Source organism: Synechococcus sp. R5-15 (genome assembly GCF_047462035.1).
Classification (GTDB): domain Bacteria; phylum Cyanobacteriota; class Cyanobacteriia; order Thermostichales; family Thermostichaceae; genus Thermostichus.
This window is the reverse complement of record NZ_JANSIK010000040.1, coordinates 1-21,102: the sequence shown is the minus strand read 5'-3', so window position 1 is coordinate 21,102 and position 21,102 is coordinate 1. Positions and strand designations below refer to the sequence as shown.

At 56.4% G+C, this 21,102-nt stretch carries 14 protein-coding genes; 5 read left to right on the top strand and 9 right to left on the bottom strand.

Annotated features, from left to right (window positions below; genetic code table 11):
- Positions 1–191 precede the first annotated feature (191 nt).
- The 3 genes from sat to NW839_RS04230 form a co-directional block, all read right to left on the bottom strand.
- Positions 192–1,382 (bottom strand): sulfate adenylyltransferase, encoded by a 1,191-nt coding sequence (sat, locus tag NW839_RS04240; protein WP_414350154.1) that lies wholly within the window; start codon positions 1,380–1,382, stop codon positions 192–194.
- Positions 1,383–1,547: 165 nt separating this feature from the next.
- Positions 1,548–1,913 carry a hypothetical protein gene (locus tag NW839_RS04235; RefSeq protein ID WP_011432700.1) on the bottom strand — a complete coding sequence of 122 codons (366 nt, stop codon included), beginning with the start codon at positions 1,911–1,913 and terminating at the stop codon, positions 1,548–1,550.
- 140 nt (positions 1,914–2,053) lie between these two features.
- Positions 2,054–2,836, bottom strand: a complete 783-nt coding sequence (locus tag NW839_RS04230) for a ParA family protein (RefSeq protein ID WP_414350153.1) — start codon at positions 2,834–2,836, stop codon at positions 2,054–2,056.
- 131 nt (positions 2,837–2,967) lie between these two features.
- Here NW839_RS04230 and NW839_RS04225 point away from each other — a divergent pair, with 131 nt between their 5' ends.
- The 5 genes from NW839_RS04225 (at position 2,968) to NW839_RS04205 (ending at position 8,505) form a co-directional block, all read left to right on the top strand.
- Positions 2,968–4,254 carry a glucose-1-phosphate adenylyltransferase gene (locus tag NW839_RS04225; RefSeq protein WP_414329679.1) on the top strand — a complete coding sequence of 429 codons (1,287 nt, stop codon included), beginning with the start codon at positions 2,968–2,970 and terminating at the stop codon, positions 4,252–4,254.
- A 121-nt stretch (positions 4,255–4,375) separates the two neighbouring features.
- Positions 4,376–6,148 (top strand): ABC1 kinase family protein, encoded by a 1,773-nt coding sequence (locus tag NW839_RS04220; RefSeq protein WP_414350152.1) that lies wholly within the window; start codon positions 4,376–4,378, stop codon positions 6,146–6,148.
- 48 nt (positions 6,149–6,196) lie between these two features.
- Positions 6,197–6,565 (top strand): hypothetical protein, encoded by a 369-nt coding sequence (locus tag NW839_RS04215; RefSeq protein ID WP_414350151.1) that lies wholly within the window; start codon positions 6,197–6,199, stop codon positions 6,563–6,565.
- A gap of 170 nt (positions 6,566–6,735) precedes the next feature.
- Positions 6,736–7,065, top strand: coding sequence for a YggT family protein (locus NW839_RS04210; RefSeq protein WP_011432695.1), 330 nt, complete (start codon positions 6,736–6,738; stop codon positions 7,063–7,065).
- Between the two features lie 75 nt (positions 7,066–7,140).
- Positions 7,141–8,505, top strand: a complete 1,365-nt coding sequence (locus NW839_RS04205; RefSeq protein WP_414350156.1) for a cytosine deaminase — start codon at positions 7,141–7,143, stop codon at positions 8,503–8,505.
- A 154-nt stretch (positions 8,506–8,659) separates the two neighbouring features.
- Here NW839_RS04205 and NW839_RS04200 read toward each other — a convergent pair whose 3' ends face one another.
- The 6 genes from NW839_RS04200 to NW839_RS04175 form a co-directional block, all read right to left on the bottom strand.
- Complete coding sequence (locus tag NW839_RS04200) at positions 8,660–12,022, bottom strand: Swt1 family HEPN domain-containing protein (protein ID WP_414329672.1); 3,363 nt, start codon at positions 12,020–12,022, stop codon at positions 8,660–8,662.
- Between the two features lie 38 nt (positions 12,023–12,060).
- On the bottom strand, positions 12,061–12,633 hold the full coding sequence (locus NW839_RS04195) for a Uma2 family endonuclease (RefSeq protein WP_414350155.1): 573 nt from the start codon (positions 12,631–12,633) through the stop codon (positions 12,061–12,063).
- Between the two features lie 47 nt (positions 12,634–12,680).
- Positions 12,681–13,328 (bottom strand): Uma2 family endonuclease, encoded by a 648-nt coding sequence (locus NW839_RS04190; RefSeq protein WP_414329080.1) that lies wholly within the window; start codon positions 13,326–13,328, stop codon positions 12,681–12,683.
- Between the two features lie 69 nt (positions 13,329–13,397).
- The gene (locus tag NW839_RS04185) at positions 13,398–16,430 is read right to left on the bottom strand and encodes a DUF1156 domain-containing protein (RefSeq protein ID WP_414350150.1); all 3,033 of its coding nucleotides are present in this window, start codon (positions 16,428–16,430) and stop codon (positions 13,398–13,400) included.
- 100 nt (positions 16,431–16,530) lie between these two features.
- Entirely contained in the window at positions 16,531–17,235 is a 705-nt protein-coding gene (locus tag NW839_RS04180; RefSeq protein ID WP_414328701.1) for a Uma2 family endonuclease, read from the bottom strand.
- A 29-nt stretch (positions 17,236–17,264) separates the two neighbouring features.
- Complete coding sequence (locus tag NW839_RS04175) at positions 17,265–20,864, bottom strand: helicase-related protein (RefSeq protein ID WP_414328702.1); 3,600 nt, start codon at positions 20,862–20,864, stop codon at positions 17,265–17,267.
- Positions 20,865–21,102: the final 238 nt, after the last annotated feature.

The window sequence follows — 21,102 nt, the reverse complement described above, 5'->3', positions numbered from 1 at the left end:
ATCAAAGCGCATTCCTCCCGGCACTGACCCTACGGGTACAGTGCGGGGCTCCTGCGATTTCTAGCTGATACTCGACTGGAATCTGGTTCAAGTTCAACTTTCAATACAACTTTTTTCAATACAACTTTCAATACAGAGGGTCTGGTCTGTCCCAGGCCCTTTTTGACTGCCACTTAGGGAGATTCCCAGGGTTAACCCCGCTCTCGCATGGCTTCGGCCAGCAGCCGGGCCACTTCTGGTCGAGAAAACTCCGGCGGGGGCACTTCACCGCGGCGCAGCATTTCCCGCACCTTGGTACCTGAGAGGTGAATGCGCTGGTGAGGCTGGCTGGGGCTGGTCTTGGCCGTGGCCATGGTGCCGGTGACGGTGCAATAGAAAGCATGTTCAAACTTCAAGGGAATGATGCCCAGCTCCCCCGGCTGGAACTCATCGAAAATGTGTTGGGCATCGTAGGTACCGTAGTAGTTCCCCACCCCGGCGTGATCCCGCCCCACAATGAAATGGGTACAGCCGTAGTTTTTGCGAATGAGAGCATGGAAAATAGCCTCGCGGGGGCCGGCGTAGCGCATCGACGCAGGGTTGATGGCCAAGATCACCCGCTCCTTGGGGTAGTACTTTTCGATCAACACCTCGTAGCAGCGCATACGCACATCGGCGGGAATGTCGTCGCTTTTGGTAGCCCCCACCAGCGGGTGCAAAAATAGCCCGTCCACAATCTCCAAGGCACATTTTTGGATGTATTCATGGGCGCGGTGGATGGGGTTGCGGGTTTGGAAGCCTACAATGGTTCTCCAGCCTCTTTCCCGAAACAGGTGCCGCGATTGGGCCGGGTCAATCTGGTAGGCCGGAAAAAGAGGGTGGGGATCCCGCTGCAGGAGGGTGACGGGGCCGGCCAAATAGACGGATCCCTGCTCGTAGAGCACCTTTACCCCTGGATGCTGCTCATCGGTGGTGCGATAAACTTGCCGGGCTTCGCGGGTTTTGTCGTAGGTGAATTTCTCCGTCAGCTCCAGTAGGCCCAGGATCTTGCCCTCGGCACTGGCCAAGGCAATCATTTGCCCCTCTTTCAGACCCGCTGCCACTTCTGAGGAGACCGGCAGGGTGACCGGCAGCGACCAAGCCAAGCCATTGGCCAGGTGCATCGTTTCCAGGACGGCCTGGTAGTCTTCCCGCCCCATAAACCCCGTTAGCGGGCTGAAGCCCCCAATGGCGATCATCTCCAGATCCGATTGGGCCCGCTCGTCGAGATAGAGGATGGGGCAATGTTCGGCTTTGGAACGCAGCTCCTGCGCCTGCTCAGGCGGGGCAATGCGGTTGATCAGGGTGCCCCCGTGGGGCGGAATGGCATCACCAGAAGGGAGAGTCGATGGAGATTGGCTCATGAGAAGGGCAGCGGGAACAAAGGTTATCCAATCCAATATCCAACTATCGGATCCCAGATCCCCAGAAAGTGGGGAAAAAAGCACAGGTCGGGCTGAAAACAGGAGGGAGCAGAACAGGTGGAGACCCCATCCAAATCACGCCCTTAGGGATCCCTTCCATCCCGGTCAATCCAACAAATAGGGGGGCATGCTTTCATCGGTGGCCGATACGTTGTCGAAGATGGGCCGATTCATAATCTTCTTTTGCGCGTGCAGAGGTGAGGATTGGGGTTTGGGCTGAATGGGGGCTTGTCCTCTGGGGTTCTGTAACTCCTGGATGGTTTTAGCCCGCTCGTCTGCGACCGCTTGCAACTGTGCCAGCGCCTTTTGCAATTCGTCCCGATGGGCAGTGACTTGCTGCAATTGAGCTTGCAGGGCAGAGACTTTGTTTTGGTAGTCTTGCAAGAGTTGTTGAGCTTCGGCCAGTTGGCTTTTGAGGGCTTCCATTTCCGGCGATTCTGGGGTTGGTTCTGGGGGAGACTGAGAAGACATCGTTGTCGGCTCCTCGCCTGTGGGAGTAGACTCTGCGGAGGTGGGCTCTGAACTGGTTTTAGCACCGGCCTTGCGCCGAATTCCGCCGGAGCGGCGGGAAATTTCCCCCGACGAAGGAAAGAGGCTGCGGTCAGATCCAGTCACAAGAGCACCTCGCGTTCAACAAACTGCAGCAGCCGCTGACACACCGCCGACCCAGGCCGATAGTCCATCACCGTCAAGCCGTAGTCAAAAGCAATGCGCAAATCGCTGCTATCTGGAATAGTAACGGGTGAAAGCACATCCGCAAAAATCTGTTGCGCTTGCACATACAATTGCCCGGTATGGGATCCCGACCAAATGCCCCCCGGCAGATAGCGGTCATCCAGCATCGTCAAAATGGCGCGGGCTTGGCTTAGCTGGCCTTTCAGGGCCTCAATGTAGCGCAAGGTTACTTCCGTGCAGGAGAAATCGGCGCGGTTGAGCCGTGTCGGGATCAACACCCGCTGGGCCACCCGCAGGGCATTGGCGGTGAGGGCATTCAGTTCTCCCGGCGTATCGAGAAAGATGAAGTCGTAGTCCGGCAGCAAGGGATCCAGTTGGCGCTGCAACAGATTCTGCCCCATCTCTCCAGCAGCAGCCAGTTGGGCCGCCACTTCCGCCATGGTGCTGTGGGAGGGCGCCACATCTACCCCCTTGTCGGTGCAGTAGATCACCTCTTCCAGAGGACGTTGGTGTTGCGGGTGTAAGCTGGCCCAAACCGTTTCCGGTGCCGGCAAGGAGCCGGCCTCTTCCAAGTAGAGACTGCTGGCAGTGGCCTGGGACGTGAGATCGATGAGCAGAACTCGGTATCCCCGTTGGGCCGTCAACTGAGCCGCGTGGACGCAGAGGGTGGACTTGCCAGTGCCCCCTTTGTTGTTGGTAAAGGCCAGGATACGCGCCATCAGCTCTCCCTGCATTCTGTCTTGCCAACTTGTTCCCCTTTCCGAGTAGCCCGGCCAGATCCGACAGGACAGTCGTTGAGGTGGCCCCGCAGCAGTCTATGCTATTGGGTGTAGCCTGGTGGAGGACAACCATGCGCGATGTACTGGCGATCATCTTGGGAGGTGGGCGTGGCACCCGACTTTATCCCCTGACCAAGCGCCGCGCTAAACCTGCTGTGCCCCTGGCCGGCAAATACCGCCTCATCGACATCCCGGTCAGCAACTGCATCAACTCCGACATCGAAAAAATCTACGTCCTCACCCAGTTCAACTCTGCCTCTCTGAACCGCCACATCGTCAACACCTACCGCTTGTCTCCCTTTACAGGCGGCTTTGTGGACGTTTTGGCGGCCCAACAAACCCCTGACAATCCCGATTGGTTCCAAGGCACCGCCGATGCTGTCCGCCAATACCTCTGGCTGATGGACTCCTGGAAGCCGCGGGACTTCCTCATCCTATCTGGGGATCACCTCTACCGCATGGACTACCGCCCCTTCATCCAGCATCACCGGCAGGTTGGGGCCGATGTGACACTGGCGGTGCTCCCCTGTGAAGAAAAAGTGGCCTCGGGTTTTGGCTTGCTCAAGCTTGGCGAGAACGGTTGCATCGTCGATTTCAAGGAAAAGCCAACAGGAGATCTGCTGAAAGCCTGTCAGGTGGACACCCAAGCCCTCGGCCTCAGCCCGGAAGAAGCCAAAGCCAAGCCCTACATCGCCTCCATGGGCATCTATGTATTCAAGCGAGAAGCTCTGATCGAGATGCTCAAAGTCAAGGAGCACACCGACTTTGGCAAAGAGGTGCTGCCGGCAGCCATCGGCAAGTACCATCTGCAAGCCTACCTCTTCAAGGGTTACTGGGAAGACATCGGCACCATCGAGGCTTTTTACCGGGCCAACCTGGCACTGGTGCAGCAGCCCAACCCGCCCTTCAGCTTCTTCGACAGCGAAATGCCCATCTACACCCGCCCGCGCTTTTTGCCCCCCAACAAAATCCTCGACTCCCAGATTGTCAACTCCATGATCGCCGATGGCTGCATCATCAAAAACGCCCAAATTCGCAACTCCATCATCGGCATTCGCAGCCGCTTGGAGGCCAACACCATCATCGAAAACACCCTGGTGATGGGAGCCGATTACTACGAGTCGGCAGAAGAGCGACAGGCCAGGCTGGAGGAAGGGATCCCACCGGTGGGCATCGGGGCCAACTCTCACATTGTCAACGCCATCGTGGATAAGAATGCCCGCATTGGGCGCAATGTCCGCATCCTCAACAAGGATCACGTCACCGAAGCGCAGCGGGAAGAGGAGGGGATCTGGATCAGCAATGGCATCGTCACCATCATCAAAGACTCGGTGATCCCGGACAACACCATCATTTGAGGGGGAGACAGGCTGGCTCTGGCCGAGAATGGGGCCGGGTGAGGCACAGAAACAGTGAGGCTTTTTCTGTTAAGATGGATACCGAGAGCTTTAAAACAAAAGACTGTGAGATCGCTGGAGTGTGTTTAGTAGAATTTCATCCGTTGCCGCTTTGGAAGTTTACGATCCGCAATTGATCTGCCGTTATTACCGCTGGCGCCTGCCCCAAGTGATCGGTCGGGCGCTGGCTATTCTCTGGCCTTTCTTGTGGTTTGTCCTCTGTTTGCGCTGGGATCAACTGTGGGGACACACTGATCGCAATGTGGGACGGCGCTCGGTGCAGTTGCGAAAGCTGCTCACCGACCTGGGGCCAACGTTCATCAAGGTGGGGCAGGCCCTCTCCACCCGCCCCGATCTGGTGCGCAAAGACTACCTAGAAGAACTCACCCAACTGCAAGATCAACTGCCGCCATTTCCTTCCGAGCAAGCATTTGCCCGCATCGAATCCGAGTTGGGCCGTCCGATTGCCGAGATCTTTGCCCAGATCTCTCCAGAGCCGGTGGCTGCTGCCAGTTTGGGCCAGGTTTACAAAGCGCAGTTGCACAGCGGCGAATGGGTGGCGGTGAAGGTGCAGCGACCCCATCTGCGAGAGCAGTTGAGCCTGGATCTGTACCTGATTCGCTGGGCCTCGACATGGCTGGGCCCCTGGCTGCCCTTGAACCTGGGCAGTACTTTGACGGCGGTGGTGGATGAGTTTGGCCGCAAGCTTTTTGAAGAGATCGACTACCTGCACGAAGGGCGAAACTGCGAGCGCTTCGCCGAATACTTCCGCGACGATCCGGATGTGTACGTGCCGCGCATCTTCTGGGCTTACAGCAGCCGCCGGGTTCTGACCCTGGAGTGGATCGACGGCATCAAGCTGACGGATGTGGAGCGCATTCGAGCAGCCAACCTGGAGGTGAAACAATTGGTGCGCATCGGGGTGGTTGCTGCCCTTAAGCAATTGCTGGAATACGGCTTTTTCCACGCGGATCCCCATCCGGGCAACCTGTTCGCCCTGGCCGATGGTCGCTTGGCCTACATCGATTTCGGCATGATGGATCAGCTTACCGAGGAAATGAAGGAGTACTTGGTGGATGCTCTGGTTCACCTGGTGGATCGCGACTACAACGCCCTGATCGATGACTTTATTCATCTGGGCTTTTTGCAGTCGGATGTCGGCCGCCAAGAGCTGATCCCCGCCTTGGAAAAGGTGCTGGCAGACGTGCTGACCCAAGAGGTGGTCAACTTTAACTTCAAAACGGCCACAGATCAGTTCTCCGACTTGATGTACCGCTACCCCTTTCAGGTGCCCTCCCACTTTGCTCTGGTGATCCGCTCTTTGGTGACCCAAGAGGGAGTAGCCCTCAGCCTCTATCCCCAGTTCCGCATCGTCGGTGTGGCCTATCCCTATGTGGCCAAGCGCCTGCTGACGGATGAATCGCCGCGTATTCGCCAACGGCTGCTGCAAGTGTTGATCAAGGATGGTAAGTTCCGCTGGAACCGCCTGGAGAACCTGATTCAAATTGCCCGCAGCGATGGGGGATTGGATTGGTTACCCACCGCCCAAATGGGCTTGCGCTACCTGATGTCGGAAGAGGCCCGCGATCTGCGCCGCCAGTTGGTGCTTTCCCTCACAGAAGATGATCGCCTTCACTTTGAGGAGCTGCAGCGTTTGTGGCAGTTGCTCAGCCCTGAACTTTCCCCAGCTTACCTCTGGCAGGCAACGCTGAGATCCCTACCCTCGACCGGCGATCTGCAACACACGCTTGCCGAGTTGAGGGAGCAGGTGCAAGCCCATCTGGAACATCTCAGCCGCTGGCGGCCACCTCAACCCTGGTCGGATTTGCTGGCAGGAGTGGGACAGGAAAGGTAGAACGGAAGAAGATGACTCAAGTTTATTGTTATTGAGCTGGACAAAAGCGTGGCAGATCAGAAAGGTGACTTCATTGCGGGTGTAGTGACCGGCGCCGTGTTGGGAGGGATCATCGGCGGGGTCATTGGGTTTGTGCTTGCCCCTCGACTCAGAAAGGGATCCGCCGAAGGCCAACGCCGGGATCCAGATCGCCTCAACGGCACCTCCGCAACCCCTGAACAACCGCGCCTCAGTGCTTCGGGTGAGTCGGCCATGTCCAGCGACTGGAGGAAGTGGGAAAATGAGGCAGAACGCATTGCTCAAGCCCGCCGCACTCTAGAGGCCAAGATTGCCGAGTTAAACGAGGCGATTCAGGCCATGCGCACGCAATTGCTCGTCAAGGAAACCTCTTCCAGGGCTGTTGAGGAAAAGCCTTGAGCAGGGGATCCCTGTCCATGCCAAACTAGAGGCGGCAGCGGCTTTCCTCTCTAGGTTCTGCCATCCTCTCTCGGCTGAGTTGCGATCCTGGGCCAGGTCTGCCTCTGGCGAAGGTGCTTCAGCTTAATGGATGTTGAGTTGATCGAGTCGTTTCCCTACTTTTCCCAACCATGATGCTCAGTCACTTGTTGTCTCCTCTCGCTTGGGTGGACGGCCTCTCCCTGGGGTTGGTCTACGGCACTGCCGCGTCTTTGCTGTTCCGCTCCCTTTACCAGTTCATTGTCATTTACAATGCTCTGCTGATCGTGCGGATTTTGCTGAGCTGGTTCCCGCAACTGAACTGGTCTAACCCCATCCTGTCGGTGCTCAGCCAACTCACCGATCCCTATCTCAACCTGTTCCGCGGCATCATTCCCCCTATTGGCGGCTTGGACTTTTCCCCCTGGCTGGCCTTCATTTTGCTCAGTTTTGCCATGCAGGTGGTGGGCCAGTTTGCCTAGCCGCTGTAGCACTGGATTCATCTGGATAGGTCGGGATCCCTTTACGATGGAGAGCTGCTTTTTTCGTTGCCCGCCATGCAGATCCCCGGCGTTGCCCACTACTGGCTGCTGAATGCTCAGGTTCCCCTGTCGGTACTGAAGGAGGCGGTGCCAGGAGCTGTTCCCAACCGCGATAACCTGGTGTTGCTGGATCTGGAAATTGAAGGGGGGCAGATCCGCCAAATCCGGCTGGCAACAGGGATCCCGCCCCAGGGGATCCCCAGCGTGGATCTAAGGCGGGGCCAAGTGTGGCCGTGTTTTGTGGATATCCATACCCACCTGGATAAGGGGCATGTGTGGCCGCGCACCCCCAATCCCGATGGCACCTTTGCCGGGGCGAGGCAGGCCGGCCAGGAAGATTGGGTGAAGATGAAGCAAGCCTATGACGGGGATCCGGAGCGGTTTCGGGAGGATCTCTACCGTCGCTTCAGCTTTGGTTTGCGCTGCAGCTATGCCCATGGATCCCAGGCGGTGCGCACCCATCTGGCCTGTGAGAATCCTCAGGTTATGGGGGCCAACTGGGAGGTGTTTGTCCAGTTGCGCCGAGAGTGGGCGGGCAAGCTGGAACTCCAGGCGGTCACGCTTCTGAGCTTGGATACCTTTCTCACCCCTGCAGGGGAAAAGCTGGCGGACAAGGTGGCGGAAGTGGGCGGGATCCTGGGTGGGGTGGCGGCGATGGGGCCGGAACTGGATCGGCAATTGGATCGGGTGTTTGCCCTGGCCAAGGAGCGGGGCTTGGCTCTGGACTTTCATACGGATGAGACGGATGATCCGGGATCCCTCACATTGAGACACGTAGCAGCGGCGGCCTTGCGCAACGATTTTCCCCATCAGGTGGTGTGTGGCCATTGCTGTAGCCTGGCCGTGCAACCGCCGGAGGTGGCCCACAAGACTATGGCCTTGGTCAGAGAGGCGGGAATTGCCGTGGTCAGCCTGCCCATGTGTAACCTATATTTGCAAGCCCGTAACCCCGGCCATACCCCCCGCTGGCGAGGGGTGACGCTGCTGCATGAGCTGAAGGCTTTGGGCGTGCCGGTGATGATAGCCAGCGATAATTGCCGGGATCCCTTCTACGGCTTTGGGGATCACGACGGCCTGGAGGTGTTCCGGGAGGCCACCCGCATTTTGCACCTGGATACCCCCTATGGGGATTGGCCACAGGCGATTACCACCACCCCTGCCCGCATCATGGGCTTGACCGAGCGAGGGCAAATTGGGGTGGGCTTGCCGGCAGATCTGGTGCTGTTCAAGGGACGTGGCTTTGACGAGCTGCTCTCGCGACCCCAACATGACCGGGTGGTGTTGCGTCAGGGGCAGGCCATCGACACCACTTTGCCGGACTACAGCGAGCTGGACGACTTGATGGAGAAGGTGGGGACAGCGCTCAGCTCCGAGAAGTAGAGCGGGGTCACAGTCGTTTCAAGTTAGATTAAGACACTTCCCAATTGCTCCACGGTGCCGCCCCAGCGTTCCGCGCCGCTGCCACAACCACCACCTCCAGGCAAAGGGAGAGAGGAGCTAGTGCACAATGCTAAGGAAAAAGTTTCATTCCCGCTTAAAAATGACTATGCGGATTGTCCTCGAACTCCAGGGTGCAGAACTTTAAGGTTCGGCAGTTTTCCGCTACCGTGCGCCTCACGCTCTCCGGTAAGCCTTCCGGTATTTCCGCGTCGATTTCCAGGGTAATTTTGACAGTGGCTCCTGGCAGATTGGTCAGGTGCCGGATGACCTCGTCGGCAAGGGTTGCAACATCTCTGTTGACCCGCAGGGGATCCATTTCCACCCTGCCGTAAAATCGCCTCGGCAACGCCGGCTGGGAAACTTGATTTCCTTGATTCGTAACTGGGGAATCCTCCTCGCCGGGGCCAGGAAGAGGCGGAGTGCTGTCTGGGAAGATGCAGGGCGCCTTTGGGGAAGGAACTTGAAGGGCTTCCAATTGACGGCGGGCAACCTCTGGCTTGACCAGCAGGCTGTTGGAACCGATGCTGGGCTTGACTATGGCTGCCACTTGCAAGCCGAGGTATTTGCCTTTGGACTCATCGAAGGCCTCTGCGTAGGCAAAGCTATCCTCCCAAGCAGTTGAGGCTACCCCGTCTTCTACAGCTCTTAGAAGAACGGATGGGTCTTTCAAGCGGGGTAGGTAGAGGTACTGGGCCAGGCATTCCCACAGTCGTTTGAGATCGATGTGATCAGCCTCGCGCCAGAGGAATCTATCCAGCGTATCCAGGCGGAGGGTGATGGCAGAGTAAGCGGTAACCAGATCCCCCTCGTGGACAGCTTTGCGGCTGGCTTGCAAAATGGGGGAATCTTGCCCCTGCAGTCGGCATTCTTTCCACTCTAGACTGCCTTGGGGATCAGGCTGGGCTGGGATCAGCAGCCATTGATAGGTTTCCCGCAGAGCAGCCTCAACAGCAGCCTCGGATTGGTGCAGCTTGGTATTGGCTTGGGCGGTTTGGAAGGCATCTAGGTTGAGGAGATCTTTGTCTTCCAGGATCCCTTTCCAAGCTAGGTATTGGGCGGTATTGCGTTCTAGGCTTTCCAGGCGGGTTTTGTCGGGCGCCAAAAACAGCAGCATGTTCCTGTAGTAGCGGGGGCCGCTGCCGCGACGCTGGAGGGCCTGCTCAGCCCAGACTCGCCCAGGGCTATCCTGGCTACCCCGGCTATGGGAATACTGAGGATGCAGGATCACCAGCCGCACGCCTAAAGTGGGATCGTCGGGAATATCGGCAGTGGAGTCGGGGGCAACGTGAACGGCGCTGAACTCACCGCGATTTCTGTCGGCTTTGAGGCGCCGGATGATCTCTTGGCAGAGGGTGTGGGGCTCGTCCCTCAACAGTTGCTCGGCTCGCTCCTGAGCAGTGCGGTTGACGTTGGGCTGGGTGGAAATCCAGTAGCGACTGCCATCTCCGTATAGGTAAGTTGCCTGGTCGGATAGCCGCCGCAGGGCATCGCCGAAGGTGATGGGGTGTTCTCCCGGTTGCACGCAGCCCAGCTTGATGCGGCGCTCCTCAATGCCGCGGTTGGCGGCCCGCAGGGTGGGGGCGGATCCCATGTAGATGGTGCGGGCAACCCGGCGACAGGCGGAATACCGGCCCAGGTTGGGGTGATCTCGGTCGAGAGTCAGGGGCAGGGAAGTGGGGCCATCCACGTCTTTGTCGATTACCGGCAGCCAGTTGTCGTCTAGGTAGCGGGTCAGCTCTGCTTGTACCTGTTGATCGTCCATGGGGATGTGGGCGGGCAGGATCATCAGGCTGCGGTCATTTCGCTCCCAGAGGGTGTGGATGACCCTGGCCATCAGCCGTAGCACACCGCGGGTGCGTTGAAACTTGTCGAGAGTAGACCAGTCGGAGTAAAGGCGGTCAAACAGCTCTGGGTGAATGGGATAAGCAGCCTTGAGGCGGCGTTCGTAGTCACTTTCTTTGCACTCGCTGGGAAATTCCTGGCTTTGGCTGCGATAGAGATCCATGAACGCTTTCACCACGGCATCCCGCTGCACAAATAGCTCGGGATTGGTGAGGGGCTGAAACAGGCGGCGGCGGACAATTTCAAAGCTTTCTTCAGCGCTCGCGGGCCGCCAAGGGGATTCCACCCGGCCAATGGCATTTCTCAGGCGAACCAGAGCTTCTTTGCCCCGCTCCCCGCCAATTTCGATATCCGAAGAAGGAAGGCTCACCACCAGCAGTGTATCTTTTGCGTTCTTGGCCGATTCGCTCAGGGTTTGGGCAAAGGTAAACTGGGTGTCGAAACTGCCGCCGGCTAGGTCAGGGCTGTCGTGGAGTTGGCGAGCATAGGCCACCCACTCATCGATTAGGATCAGGCAAGGGGCATAGCGGTTGAACAAGACTTTAAGCGCATCGCCGGGGTTGGTGGAAGTTGCGTCGGCCTGCTGCACCCGCGCATAGCCTTCGGCACCTCCCAGTTGCCAGGCCAACTCCCCCCAAAGGGTGCGGATCAGGGGGCGGTTTTGCTGGGCGTGCTCAGGCTTGTAGGAGGGAATGCCGCTGGGCTGGAGCTTGTTCCCCACCAGGACGGCTATCCTGACGTTTTGAGGTGGTCTCTGCAGGCCGACGGCTTGGAGAAGAGACTCTGTGCCGGGTAGGGGGCCCTCACCCCTAGCCCCTCTTCCAAAGAGGTGGTAGAGGGCAAGCATGGCGTGGGTTTTGCCGCCGCCAAAGTTGGTCTGCAACTCTATCACGGGATCCCCCCCTTGGCCGCTGAGGCGCTTCAGGGCATTGGTGAGCAGTTGTTGCAATCCCTCGGTAAGGTAGGTGCGGCGGTAGAACTCGACGGGATCCCGGTACTCATCCGAACCTTCGCCCAGGTAGACTTCCCAAAGATCGGCGGCAAATTCGGCTTGTTGGAAGCGACCTGAAGCCACATCGGGGTGGGGAGTGGCAACCTCGCGCCAGGGCTTGAGGCCAGCCTGGGGCTGACCTTCTGTAGGGGATCCCATAGCGCGACGGCTTTCCCGCTTGGCCTGTTCTTCGAAGCGCAGTCGCAGTAGCTCTTGTTTTTGTTTTTCAACTTCGGCAGCTTGGGGGGCAGCAATGGCGCTCAGCAGTCGGGCAACGCTATCGAGGGCGCGATAGGCATCGTCAAAACCAAAAGTGCAGGTGTGGGCCCAGGTGTTGCGGGTATTGCGCAGCTCGCTGACTAGGGTGCGCTCCGCTTGTCCCAGAGTTTGCCTGAAGACGGTGTTCCACTGCTCCCACATGAGAGTCAGCAGCGCCAAAACATCTTCCTCCAGGATCTGCTCAGGACTTTTGAATTTGGGAGAGCTCTCGGGCAGGTTGTCGGCGACAACTGTCAGCCACTTCTCTCCATGGAAGGCTTGCATCTCCCGCACGACAAAAGGATAAAGCCCCTGCCGCAGAAGGTTGAGGGCGCGTCCAACTCGTTCGTGGTTGCTGATAGCCATAAGTGATTGAATGAAATTGAAGTTAGGGGGTGGGTCGATTATTTCCAGATTAAAGTGAGATCCACAACAAAGCCAGGGAGAACCGGATCCCCAGACAAGCTAGTAGGCCGCTCCAAAACTTGCACCAGCTGACCTGGGCGATAGACGTAAACTTGGCCCTTTTCTGGGTCAATTAACCAGCCCAGTTGGGATCCGTTGTCCAGGTACTCCTGCAGCTTGGCCTGAAGGATAGCCAGCTCGTCAGTAGGAGACTTTAGTTCCAGCACAAAGTCAGGGCAAAGAGGAGCAAAGCGACGACGCTGCTCCGGGGTAAGCTGCTGCCAGCGCTCTTTGGCAATCCAAGCGGCATCGGGAGAGCGGATGGCCCCATTGGGCAGGGCAAAGCCCGCGGAAGAGTCAAAGACAAAACCTAAGTTCTTGCCTCGATTCCACTGCCACAGTTGGCCCAGCAGGTCGGCATTGCGGAATCCAGTTTCGCTGCCTGCAGGGGCCATGGCAATCAGTTCTCCTTGGGCAGTGCGTTCCAGGCGCAGCTCAGGATTTTGCCGGCAAAGCTGTTCGAAAACTTCATCGGTTAAATTCAAAGCCGGTTGCAGGTTGAGGGCAAGCATCATCTTCTTTGGGCAAAACTCTCAGAGTACGTGGCCTATGGCTCGTATTAATTCCCTAAGATGGAGCGTATTTTTTGGCGAAGGGCACGAAGGGCTGGACTTCTACCCAGATCTCGACTTTGGGCCAAGACTTCTGGCACCCACTCTAAAATCGGTAGCTGAGGAAAGGTTGGGCTAGTGGCAGAAGCCTGATATTGGCCGGATTGCAGGATGTAGATGGTTAGCTGGTTGCCTTGATAAACCCAAAGTTCGGGCACTCCTAGGCGGGTGTAAGCCTCAATCTGGGTTTTGGAAGTAACATCCACTTCGATGGCCAGATCCGGAGGCGGGTCAACAGATAGATCCAGCCGATCTTTGCCAATCACGGCCTGGTGATTTTGGATATAGAAGCATTCATCAGGTTCGATCCCGTAGTTCATTGCTTGCTGTTTGAAGGTAGCTGACCCAAAACATTCGCAGTCAACTTCCAGTTCCTCTAGCAAGATTTTGACAATGTCTCCAATGATGGATTTTTCTCGCTCATGCTTGGGTGAGGGCATTCTGATTTCCAATATCCCATCGCTGTAGGCAATGCGGCTGGCTCGCTTTTCGCCCAGCTCATCTAGGATGGCTTCAAAGTCTAACCAATTCAGATTGTGAATCAGCAGGCGCTGGCCGGGTGGGATGGTGAGTTGTCGAAGCTGGAGGGTGACCATCGTCTGGTTGGGTGTAAGGATAGAAATCTCTGAGGTCTTTTAGGCTTTGCTTCCCCCAGAGGTAGGGGGCTAAAGCAAGCTGGGCTGGAAAGGATCATGCTGCTTTTTCTTCATTTCGGATGCTAGCCGGTTAATTTCCGGCCAGGCAATGACGAGGGTGTTATAGACCAGCGCCTCTTGAGCCCAGCCTTTTTTGTCGCAGAGGGTATAGAGCCGATAGGCAAGGTCGCGGGCCACTGCACCTCCATCTGCCAAGCTAGCCAGGAGAGCGGCGGCTCCCATTTCCCCTTTCTGATCGAGGGTGTGGATGAGGGTCTGGGTGATGAGCCAGGCGGAGGAAGCAAGGAGCAAGGAGAGGGAATCTGCTCCCTTTTCTTTTCTCTGGGCTATTTCCTCTCTTCTCAACAACCGCACCTTGCCGGCCTTGGCTTCTAGGATCCCAAGTTCCTCAAGGGACTCAATGCTGACGTTTCTGGCCTTGCTGAGGACTTCTGCTTCCCCGTAGGGGCCTGGCTCAAATTGATATTGGGCAAACCAAGTGGTGGCCCAGCGGCTGCCCTCATCGAGTTCCCCTTCCTGTTCGCTGAGATATTCATCTAGGTACTGGTTGATCAGCTGCAGGGCAGTGCGGACGGTCAGGGGCGAGCCATCGCTTTCCAAAACCGCAGCGTAGCGGGAATAGATGGCCATGCCGGGGCCGATGCTGGCTTGGGCCAAGTCCACAGGAGCAATGCTGCCCTGCTGCAGAAGCTTGAGAGCCTCAGGCAGCTCGCGCTTCAGCTCGGCAAGGAATTGGCGACGGGTAGCCTTGGGCGCATCGGCAGGACGAGGACGGCAGACTAGAACGATGGAGGAAGCGAGGGCGTTAGTGCCAGATGCAATCATGCGGTTAGCGAGTTCGGTTCGCAGAGGCCAAGTGCCGTCAATGGTGAACCCAGCCCTGATCAAGCCTTCGAGCATGGTTTCCCAACCCGTAGAGACTCGGCCACTCATGCGCTCTGGGCTCTCACCCCTGGCTCCCCTACCAGTACGGGAGAGGGGGATAGGCTTGTCCGTGTCATCATCCTCTTCATCTTCCCCTTGTCCTTGGGGAGAGGTGTCTTCTTCCGTTTGCTTAAAGGCGTAGTAAACCGTGAGCGGGTAATCGGCATGAGAAATGCCGCGAATTCGGTTAAAAGCCTTACTTAATCCTGCCTCGAAGAACTCTTTAGCCTTTTGCTTGTCTCCACTAAAACGGTAGGGAGTAGCTACCAACTCTTGATCCTTGGGAGCCAAAAGAGTGCTAAAAAGATCGGGGTATACAGAGTTGAGACAACGGCGCAGCCAAACATAGAAGAAGTCTGATAAATCGGCATAGCTAATGTTGTCATAGTAGGGAGGATCAGTGGAGATAATTTTGGGGATGGTGTCCTGAAGGTGAGGGACTGTTGTGTCGTGTTGGGTGACTTGAGCATTCGTGAAGTTAGAGGATTTTTCCACTACTTTCCAAACCCAATCTACACAAGCTATCCAATTTCCAGTTGATTCACTGAAGGGGCAGCATTCTGCATAGTCCCAAACCATTGGAATAGCTTGTCTTCCAAATATATTCCGAACTTTTGCATATCCAACATCCCAGCTACAAATTGCTGAGCATCTATCTGCTAATCGATCGACAGCAAACGCCAAATAAACGCTAATCGCCTCTCCATAGGCTCTAGCTCCTGTTCCACCCTCGGCCAAGGGCACGTTGTCATCGGGGAGTCCGGCGGCGGTCGCGTCAGCGGTGCGTAGCACCTTGGCATCGGCAATGGCCTTTTCCCGTGCTTCCGCCACCAAATCACTGAAGGTCGTCAGGGCCACCAGTTGCCGGGGGGTGAAGAGATCTGAGATTTTCCTCATCCCATAGTTGGGAGTCTTAAAATCCCTTGGATTATGGGGTAAATTGGCATCTGGTTTCCAAGTGGGTTGTGCTGATTCAGCAATTTCAACGTGTTCTTGTTGAGGTGATAGATACACCCTGCCATTTTGTCCCTCTGCCACTATGGCCATCATCTGGGATCCCATGCGTCCGGCCTGACCCTCTTTGCGGATGTACTCCAGCGGCACAGGTGTTCCGCAGGCAATGCAGCGTGCTCCTTTGCGGCCTACGGTTCCCTCCGGCGCTTTGCCCTTACCTGACCTGACCACAAACCGGATTGAGGGAGCAGAAGCGCTCTCTCCCCCATTCACCACCACTGGCTCTACCCAAGCCTCTTTCCCCTTCTTCGTCGAAAGCTGAAACGATCGCACCAAGGGCATCTGACAGCGGCAGGCTGGATTTGGACAGGTCACCGTCCGCGCCCACAACCAGGCAATCACCGTCAACTCCTCTGTGCCTTTGGGGTTTGAATAGGAAGGATAGAGATGTCCAATGCGTTCAAAGGCTTGTTTCCGCATCCAAGCCCCGTAATACCGGACATCTGCTGCCAATCCTTGGGCACCCCGCCAGGCTGAGATATGCTTCTTAGCCCGATCTTCAGGGTTGATGGGGGCTTTGTCCTTAAACTTCGGTGGAATCTCGATCAATGCCTTGTTGATCAGCACCGCCACCGGGTTGAGATCGCTGGCATGGGCCTCTAACCCCAAGCGCTGCGCTTCCAACGGGATGGATCCGCCACCGGCAAAGGGATCGTAAACGGGCGGCGCGTACTTGGCGATGTATGCTCTAACGGCTGCCGGATCCGTAGGGGGCTCTTCTCCTCGATCCCAGGCTAGACATCGGGCAATTTCTCGCTGCGCTGCCTCCAGCACGCCGGAGTTTGGATTGTTCACGTCATCCCAGGACACCAGACCCCGCACGACCCGCTTCCCCTGTTCGATCTCGATGCGGCCCAGGATGTTGAACAGCCGCTGCCGCTCTCGCTCTTGGTCGGCCTCGGTGGGGAACTTGTCCGGCCAACTGGAAGGGTCATCGACCAGGGAAGCCCAGAGCACTGCCCGACAGGCTGCTAGGGGTCGCCGCGCCCACCAGAGATGCAGGGTGCTGGGGTGGCCATGGCGGATGGATTTCTCGCGAGCCGATTCCAGATTGATGGCTTCGAGGGGCAGGGCAACTTCAATCAGCTTCTTGCGGCGGCTCATTAGATAAGGATCGGTCGGGTTAAACAGGCTGCAGTTTAGAGTTTAGTCTGAGGGGAAGGCGGGCTCAACGAAAAGATGGCTCCAGCCTGTTCAAGAACAACTAAGGCATCTTGATTTGGGACAAGCCATGTTGGGTGCCGATTGAGTTGCTACTTTTTCTGGACGACGACTGGATTTGTCCTTGTACCCATCGGCGGAATGCTTGAATTGCTTTGTTTCTACCTAAGACTTTGCTCTCCTGTAGGTAATGAGGGATAACTTGCTTTAGGTTTAAGCCTGGGAAAGTTGGGCTTTCATCAACTTCTTGGTAATTGCCAAATCGGAGTACATTAACTTGAAGAATGCCTTGATCAAATCGCCATAGCTCCGGTACCTGAAGTGCTGCGTAAAGATCAAGATGGGTTCGGGATGTGATATCAACTTCAATTGCAAGATCGGGTAGTGGATCGATCATGAGATCTATTCGTTTCTTGCCGCGAATTGCTAGCTCATTCTGAATATAAAAGCACTGGTTAGGCTCCAGGCCATAAGTTGTAGGCTTTCTTAAGGTCACCGAACCTAAACTGCGGAACTCAATATCCAGCTCTTCCAACAGCGCTTTAATTAAATCACCAATGATCTCTTTATCATCCTCATGCTCTGGAAGCGGCATCATGATCTCCAGCAAGCCATGATCGTAAGCCAACCGAGACCCCCGCTGGTTTCCCAATTCGCTCAGTATGGTTTCAAACTCTTGCCAAGAGATGCCCTGCAAGACAACTCGCTGACCTGCTGGAACATGGATTTGCCGCAATTCCAGTAGCATGAATTCATCCTACCAATGAAAGTTAGTATCTATTTGGGATCCCTTCCTCGATTCCACAATTCTTTCCAATCATAGTTGACGCTACTGGCCCCAAAATCCGGCTCCCGTTGAAAAGGCCGCCGCACATACCGCACCTGGCAGCCTTCGCCCGGCACGGTGTAGGTGCCTGCAGGGGTCTTTACCCTGAAGGCATCCCCTTCTGGAAAGGCGGGATCGGCTGGCACTTCTACCAAAGCCAGGATGAAATGGTCGGGTTTGTTGAGAGCTGTCAAGATTTCATTTTTGGTAACGGTTACCGTCTTTGCTCCCTCAACTCTGCCTTTGACTTCAATGAAGCGAAGGCCTTCCCTTCCAGCGGATTCGATATCATAGCCCAGGTTTTCAGCGCTGACATCACGAGGTTCGTAGCCCAACGCCCGCTCTATGGCCATAACGGCAGCCATTGCTGCTTGTTCTACTCGCCGGGTTTCGCGGGCAAAGGTGGTAGGGGTTGACCCTCGCTTGCCCTGTAGCCGCTGCAGCAGTCCGATGGGGATCACCAAGGCTTTCCCGGTTACCACCGGCGGCAAGGAGGATAGCTGGCGCTCCTGCTCCAACTCCGATAGGCGCTTCTGAAGGCGATCCGCCAACTCATCCGCCCGCTGCTGAGCCTTGGCAGAGTTGAGCTTGGCGTTGGGCCTGCCGGCTTGCTCTTGCAGCCGCAACTGTGCAGCTTGATGATCCCAGTAGTTAATTTCTCGGGTGAGGCGATCTTTAACAGCCAGCTCCGTCTTGTTGATCAATTCTTCCCGCTGAGCTTTGATTTCCTGGAAATGCTGGGGAACTAAACGCTCAATGGCGTAAGCGATGGCTTGGCTTTCTACCTCTGAAGCCGAGAGCTGGGGGATGTGGGATCCAGCTTTCGCTTTCACAAGGTCGCGCTCTGCGGGAGTTAGGGGCCGGTAGTCCAAGTAGGGAGCATAGCCGGCGCTTCTTACCCTGACGCTCTCTCCTCCTCCTAGCCCTTGGGGAGCGGGGAGAAAGATCTCCACATATTGCATCCGTCGGGAGATAACCCGTCGCTGGCCATTTCGGTCTAGGCGCCCATCCTGAAGGGCATGCTCTAGGTACACCAGTATCCGTGGTGTTTCGCCGGGATCGTTTTCATCGACGAGGATGGATCCCTGTCTGAGCAAATCTCGGTGTTGCTCCAAAACCAAGTCCAGAGTGGCATCCAGCAGGGGATGGCCTGGGCAGATGAACTCTGCCGGGGGCTTGTTGGGGACGCTGATGAGGTTTTTGTTAAAGGTAATCCGCTCGTATTTTTTTAAGATGGGTGCGCCCAACCCAATCTGGCGGTCGCGATTGCGAATTGCTGCCGGCACATGGGTAATTTCATAGCGTTTGGGTTCCCGCTCTCGAATGGTGCCACCCAAGCGTTGAAAAGCTTCTAGGAAGAAGGAGGCAATGAAATGAGGCTGGAGCTTGCGGGCCTCGGCTCGCTCCATTTCCGCCCGGATTTGCTGCACTTTGGTCGTATCCATCGAGTCGTGGGCCAGGGCGCGTTCTGCCAGGAGTTCCCTGAGCCGCTCGTGGTCTAGGCGATCTGCAATCACTTGATTGAGTCGGGCCTTGACCTCTGGACGATCCCCGTAGCGAATGGCCTCGATCAGCAGCTCTCGCAGTTCTTGACCGGCAATCGCTTTGCCCAGGACATCGAAGACCTTGCCCCCCAAGGCCCTTTGCTCGATTTCTATTTTTTTCAGCAAAGCCAAGTAGACATCTCCTTCCCGCGTTTCCTCGGCCACTAGGTTCCACAGGTGGCAGACCTCGGTTTGACCAATGCGGTGAATTCTCCCAAAGCGCTGCTCCAGGCGGTTGGGGTTCCAAGGCAGGTCGTAGTTCACCATCAGGTGGGCCCGTTGAAGGTTGATCCCTTCTCCCGCAGCATCGGTAGCAATGAGTACTTGAACGGCGGGATCCTGTTTAAAGGCTTCCTCGGCTTTTTTGCGCTCTTCTCGACCCATGCTGCCGTGAATGGTGATCACCGCTTCCGGTTGGCCCAGCAAGTTCCCCACTCGGTCAGCCAGATAGTTGAGGGTATCTCGATGTTCGGTGAAGATAACCAACTTGCGCCGATGTCCGCCGGCATCAAACATCTCCCCCTGATTTTGCAAGAGTTTCGATAGCTCCTCCCACTTGCGGTCTTTGCCGCTACGTCTCACTTGCAAGGCTAATTTTTCCAGCTCCTGCAGCCGCTGAATTTCTGCCTGCAGCTCGACAATTGTGCGGGCGGCAGTTGCCTGATCTACCAGCTCTTCTTCTCGCGGTTCCCGCTCTTCAGCAGGGCAGTCTTCAAAATCCTCATCCCAGCCTTCTTCGTCTAGCAGGGAAGTGGTAAAAGCAAGGTTGTCTCCCCGGCTGCGCAATTGTTCTTCCTTTAGCTTCCGCTGCAGTCTCTCTCGTCTTCGCAGCAAGGATTGGTAGATCGCTTCTGGAGAAGAGGCTAGCCGACGTTGCAGGATGGTTAAAGCAAAACCGACCGTCCTTTTGCGGCTACCTTGCTCTAAAGCTTCCGCGCGGTTAAACTCTTCGCGCACGTAATCGGTCACTTCCTTATAGAGCCTGGCTTCCAGGTCAGACAAGACGTACTGGACGGTGTAAGCTCGCCGTTCGGGAAAGAGAGGCTTGCCATCGAACTTGAGCAGGTCTTCTTTCACCAGCCGCCGCATCAAATCCGAGGCATCACAGGTATGAACTCCATCTCGGAATCTCCCCTCAAAGCGATCCCCATCCAGCAAAGCCAAAAAAAGCTGAAAGTCTTCTTCTCTACCGTTGTGGGGAGTGGCTGTCATCAGTAAAAAGTGGCGTGTTAGCTGCGAGAGCAACTTGCCCAGCTTGTAACGCTTGGTTTCTTTGATTTCTCCCCCAAAGAAGGATGCGGAGAGTTTGTGGGCCTCATCAACAATAACCAGATCCCAATCAGTTTGCCTCAGTTTCTCCTGCAGGGCCTCATCTCGGCTGAGCTTATCGAGGCGGGCAATGAGAAGAGGTATCTCCAGGAAAGGGTTGCCAGTTCGGGCGGCTTGAATGCGATCGTTGGTCAAGATCTCAAAGGGCAAATGAAACTTTTGCACCATCTCATCTTGCCACTGCAGCGTTAGACTCCCCGGGCAAACGATGAGACAGCGGTGCAAGTCACCTCGAATCAATAGCTCTCTAACCAAAAGCCCTGCCATGATGGTTTTGCCGGCACCTGGGTCATCGGCCAGCAAAAACCGCAGCGGCTGCCGCGTGAGCATTTCCCCATAGACGGCGCTGATCTGGTGGGGCAGGGGTTCTACCAGAGAGGTGTGAACGGCCAGCAAGGGATCAAACAGGTGCGCCAGCCGAATCCGATAGGCCTCTGAAGCTAGGCGAAATAAGGCGCCGTCTCCCTCGAAGTTGCCAAGGGATCCCTCGGCTACCACCTCTAGGGTTGGCTCTTTATCCCGAAACAGAAGCTCTGAATGGAGACGCCCCTGAGTGTCTTTGTAGATGGCCTCGATGGTGCTGCTGCCGTACCACCTCACACTCACGATGGCAACGGTTTGATTGGGCAGGATCCCTTTGACCTTGGCGCCAGGGGTGAGATCTTCCAGTCGAGCCATAAACTGCGGGTTTCCAGAGCTGCGAGCGGAGCCTGTTCCAGCTCCCCATTGCTATGTTGCGCTCACTTCCAGCTCTTTTCCCACAGCAAAAGTCCCCTTCTTCCATAAAAGGAGACAGCAGTTTGGAGTTGGCAAGCGGCTTCACGACGGTTTTAAGCCGGTTTTAAGTCCTGATACATTTACGCTGAACACTGCTGAACATCACTGTTCAACTATGCAGCGATAGCATTCTGTTTGT

Excerpts from the sequence above, each read along its gene's own strand:
- NW839_RS04225 (WP_414329679.1), top strand. The coding sequence starts at position 2,968 with ATGCGCGATGTACTGGCGATCATCTTGGGAGGTGGGCGTGGCACCCGA.
- NW839_RS04205 (WP_414350156.1), top strand. The coding sequence starts at position 7,141 with ATGCAGATCCCCGGCGTTGCCCACTACTGGCTGCTGAATGCTCAGGTT.
- NW839_RS04190 (WP_414329080.1), bottom strand. The coding sequence starts at position 13,328 with ATGGTCACCCTCCAGCTTCGACAACTCACCATCCCACCCGGCCAGCGC.
- NW839_RS04180 (WP_414328701.1), bottom strand. The coding sequence starts at position 17,235 with ATGCTACTGGAATTGCGGCAAATCCATGTTCCAGCAGGTCAGCGAGTT.
- NW839_RS04185 (WP_414350150.1), bottom strand. The coding sequence starts at position 16,430 with ATGAGCCGCCGCAAGAAGCTGATTGAAGTTGCCCTGCCCCTCGAAGCC.
- NW839_RS04175 (WP_414328702.1), bottom strand. The coding sequence starts at position 20,864 with ATGGCTCGACTGGAAGATCTCACCCCTGGCGCCAAGGTCAAAGGGATC.
- NW839_RS04230 (WP_414350153.1), bottom strand. The coding sequence starts at position 2,836 with ATGGCGCGTATCCTGGCCTTTACCAACAACAAAGGGGGCACTGGCAAG.
- NW839_RS04200 (WP_414329672.1), bottom strand. The coding sequence starts at position 12,022 with ATGGCTATCAGCAACCACGAACGAGTTGGACGCGCCCTCAACCTTCTG.
- NW839_RS04210 (WP_011432695.1), top strand. The coding sequence starts at position 6,736 with ATGATGCTCAGTCACTTGTTGTCTCCTCTCGCTTGGGTGGACGGCCTC.
- NW839_RS04195 (WP_414350155.1), bottom strand. The coding sequence starts at position 12,633 with ATGCTTGCCCTCAACCTGCAACCGGCTTTGAATTTAACCGATGAAGTT.
- sat (WP_414350154.1), bottom strand. The coding sequence starts at position 1,382 with ATGAGCCAATCTCCATCGACTCTCCCTTCTGGTGATGCCATTCCGCCC.
- NW839_RS04235 (WP_011432700.1), bottom strand. The coding sequence starts at position 1,913 with ATGTCTTCTCAGTCTCCCCCAGAACCAACCCCAGAATCGCCGGAAATG.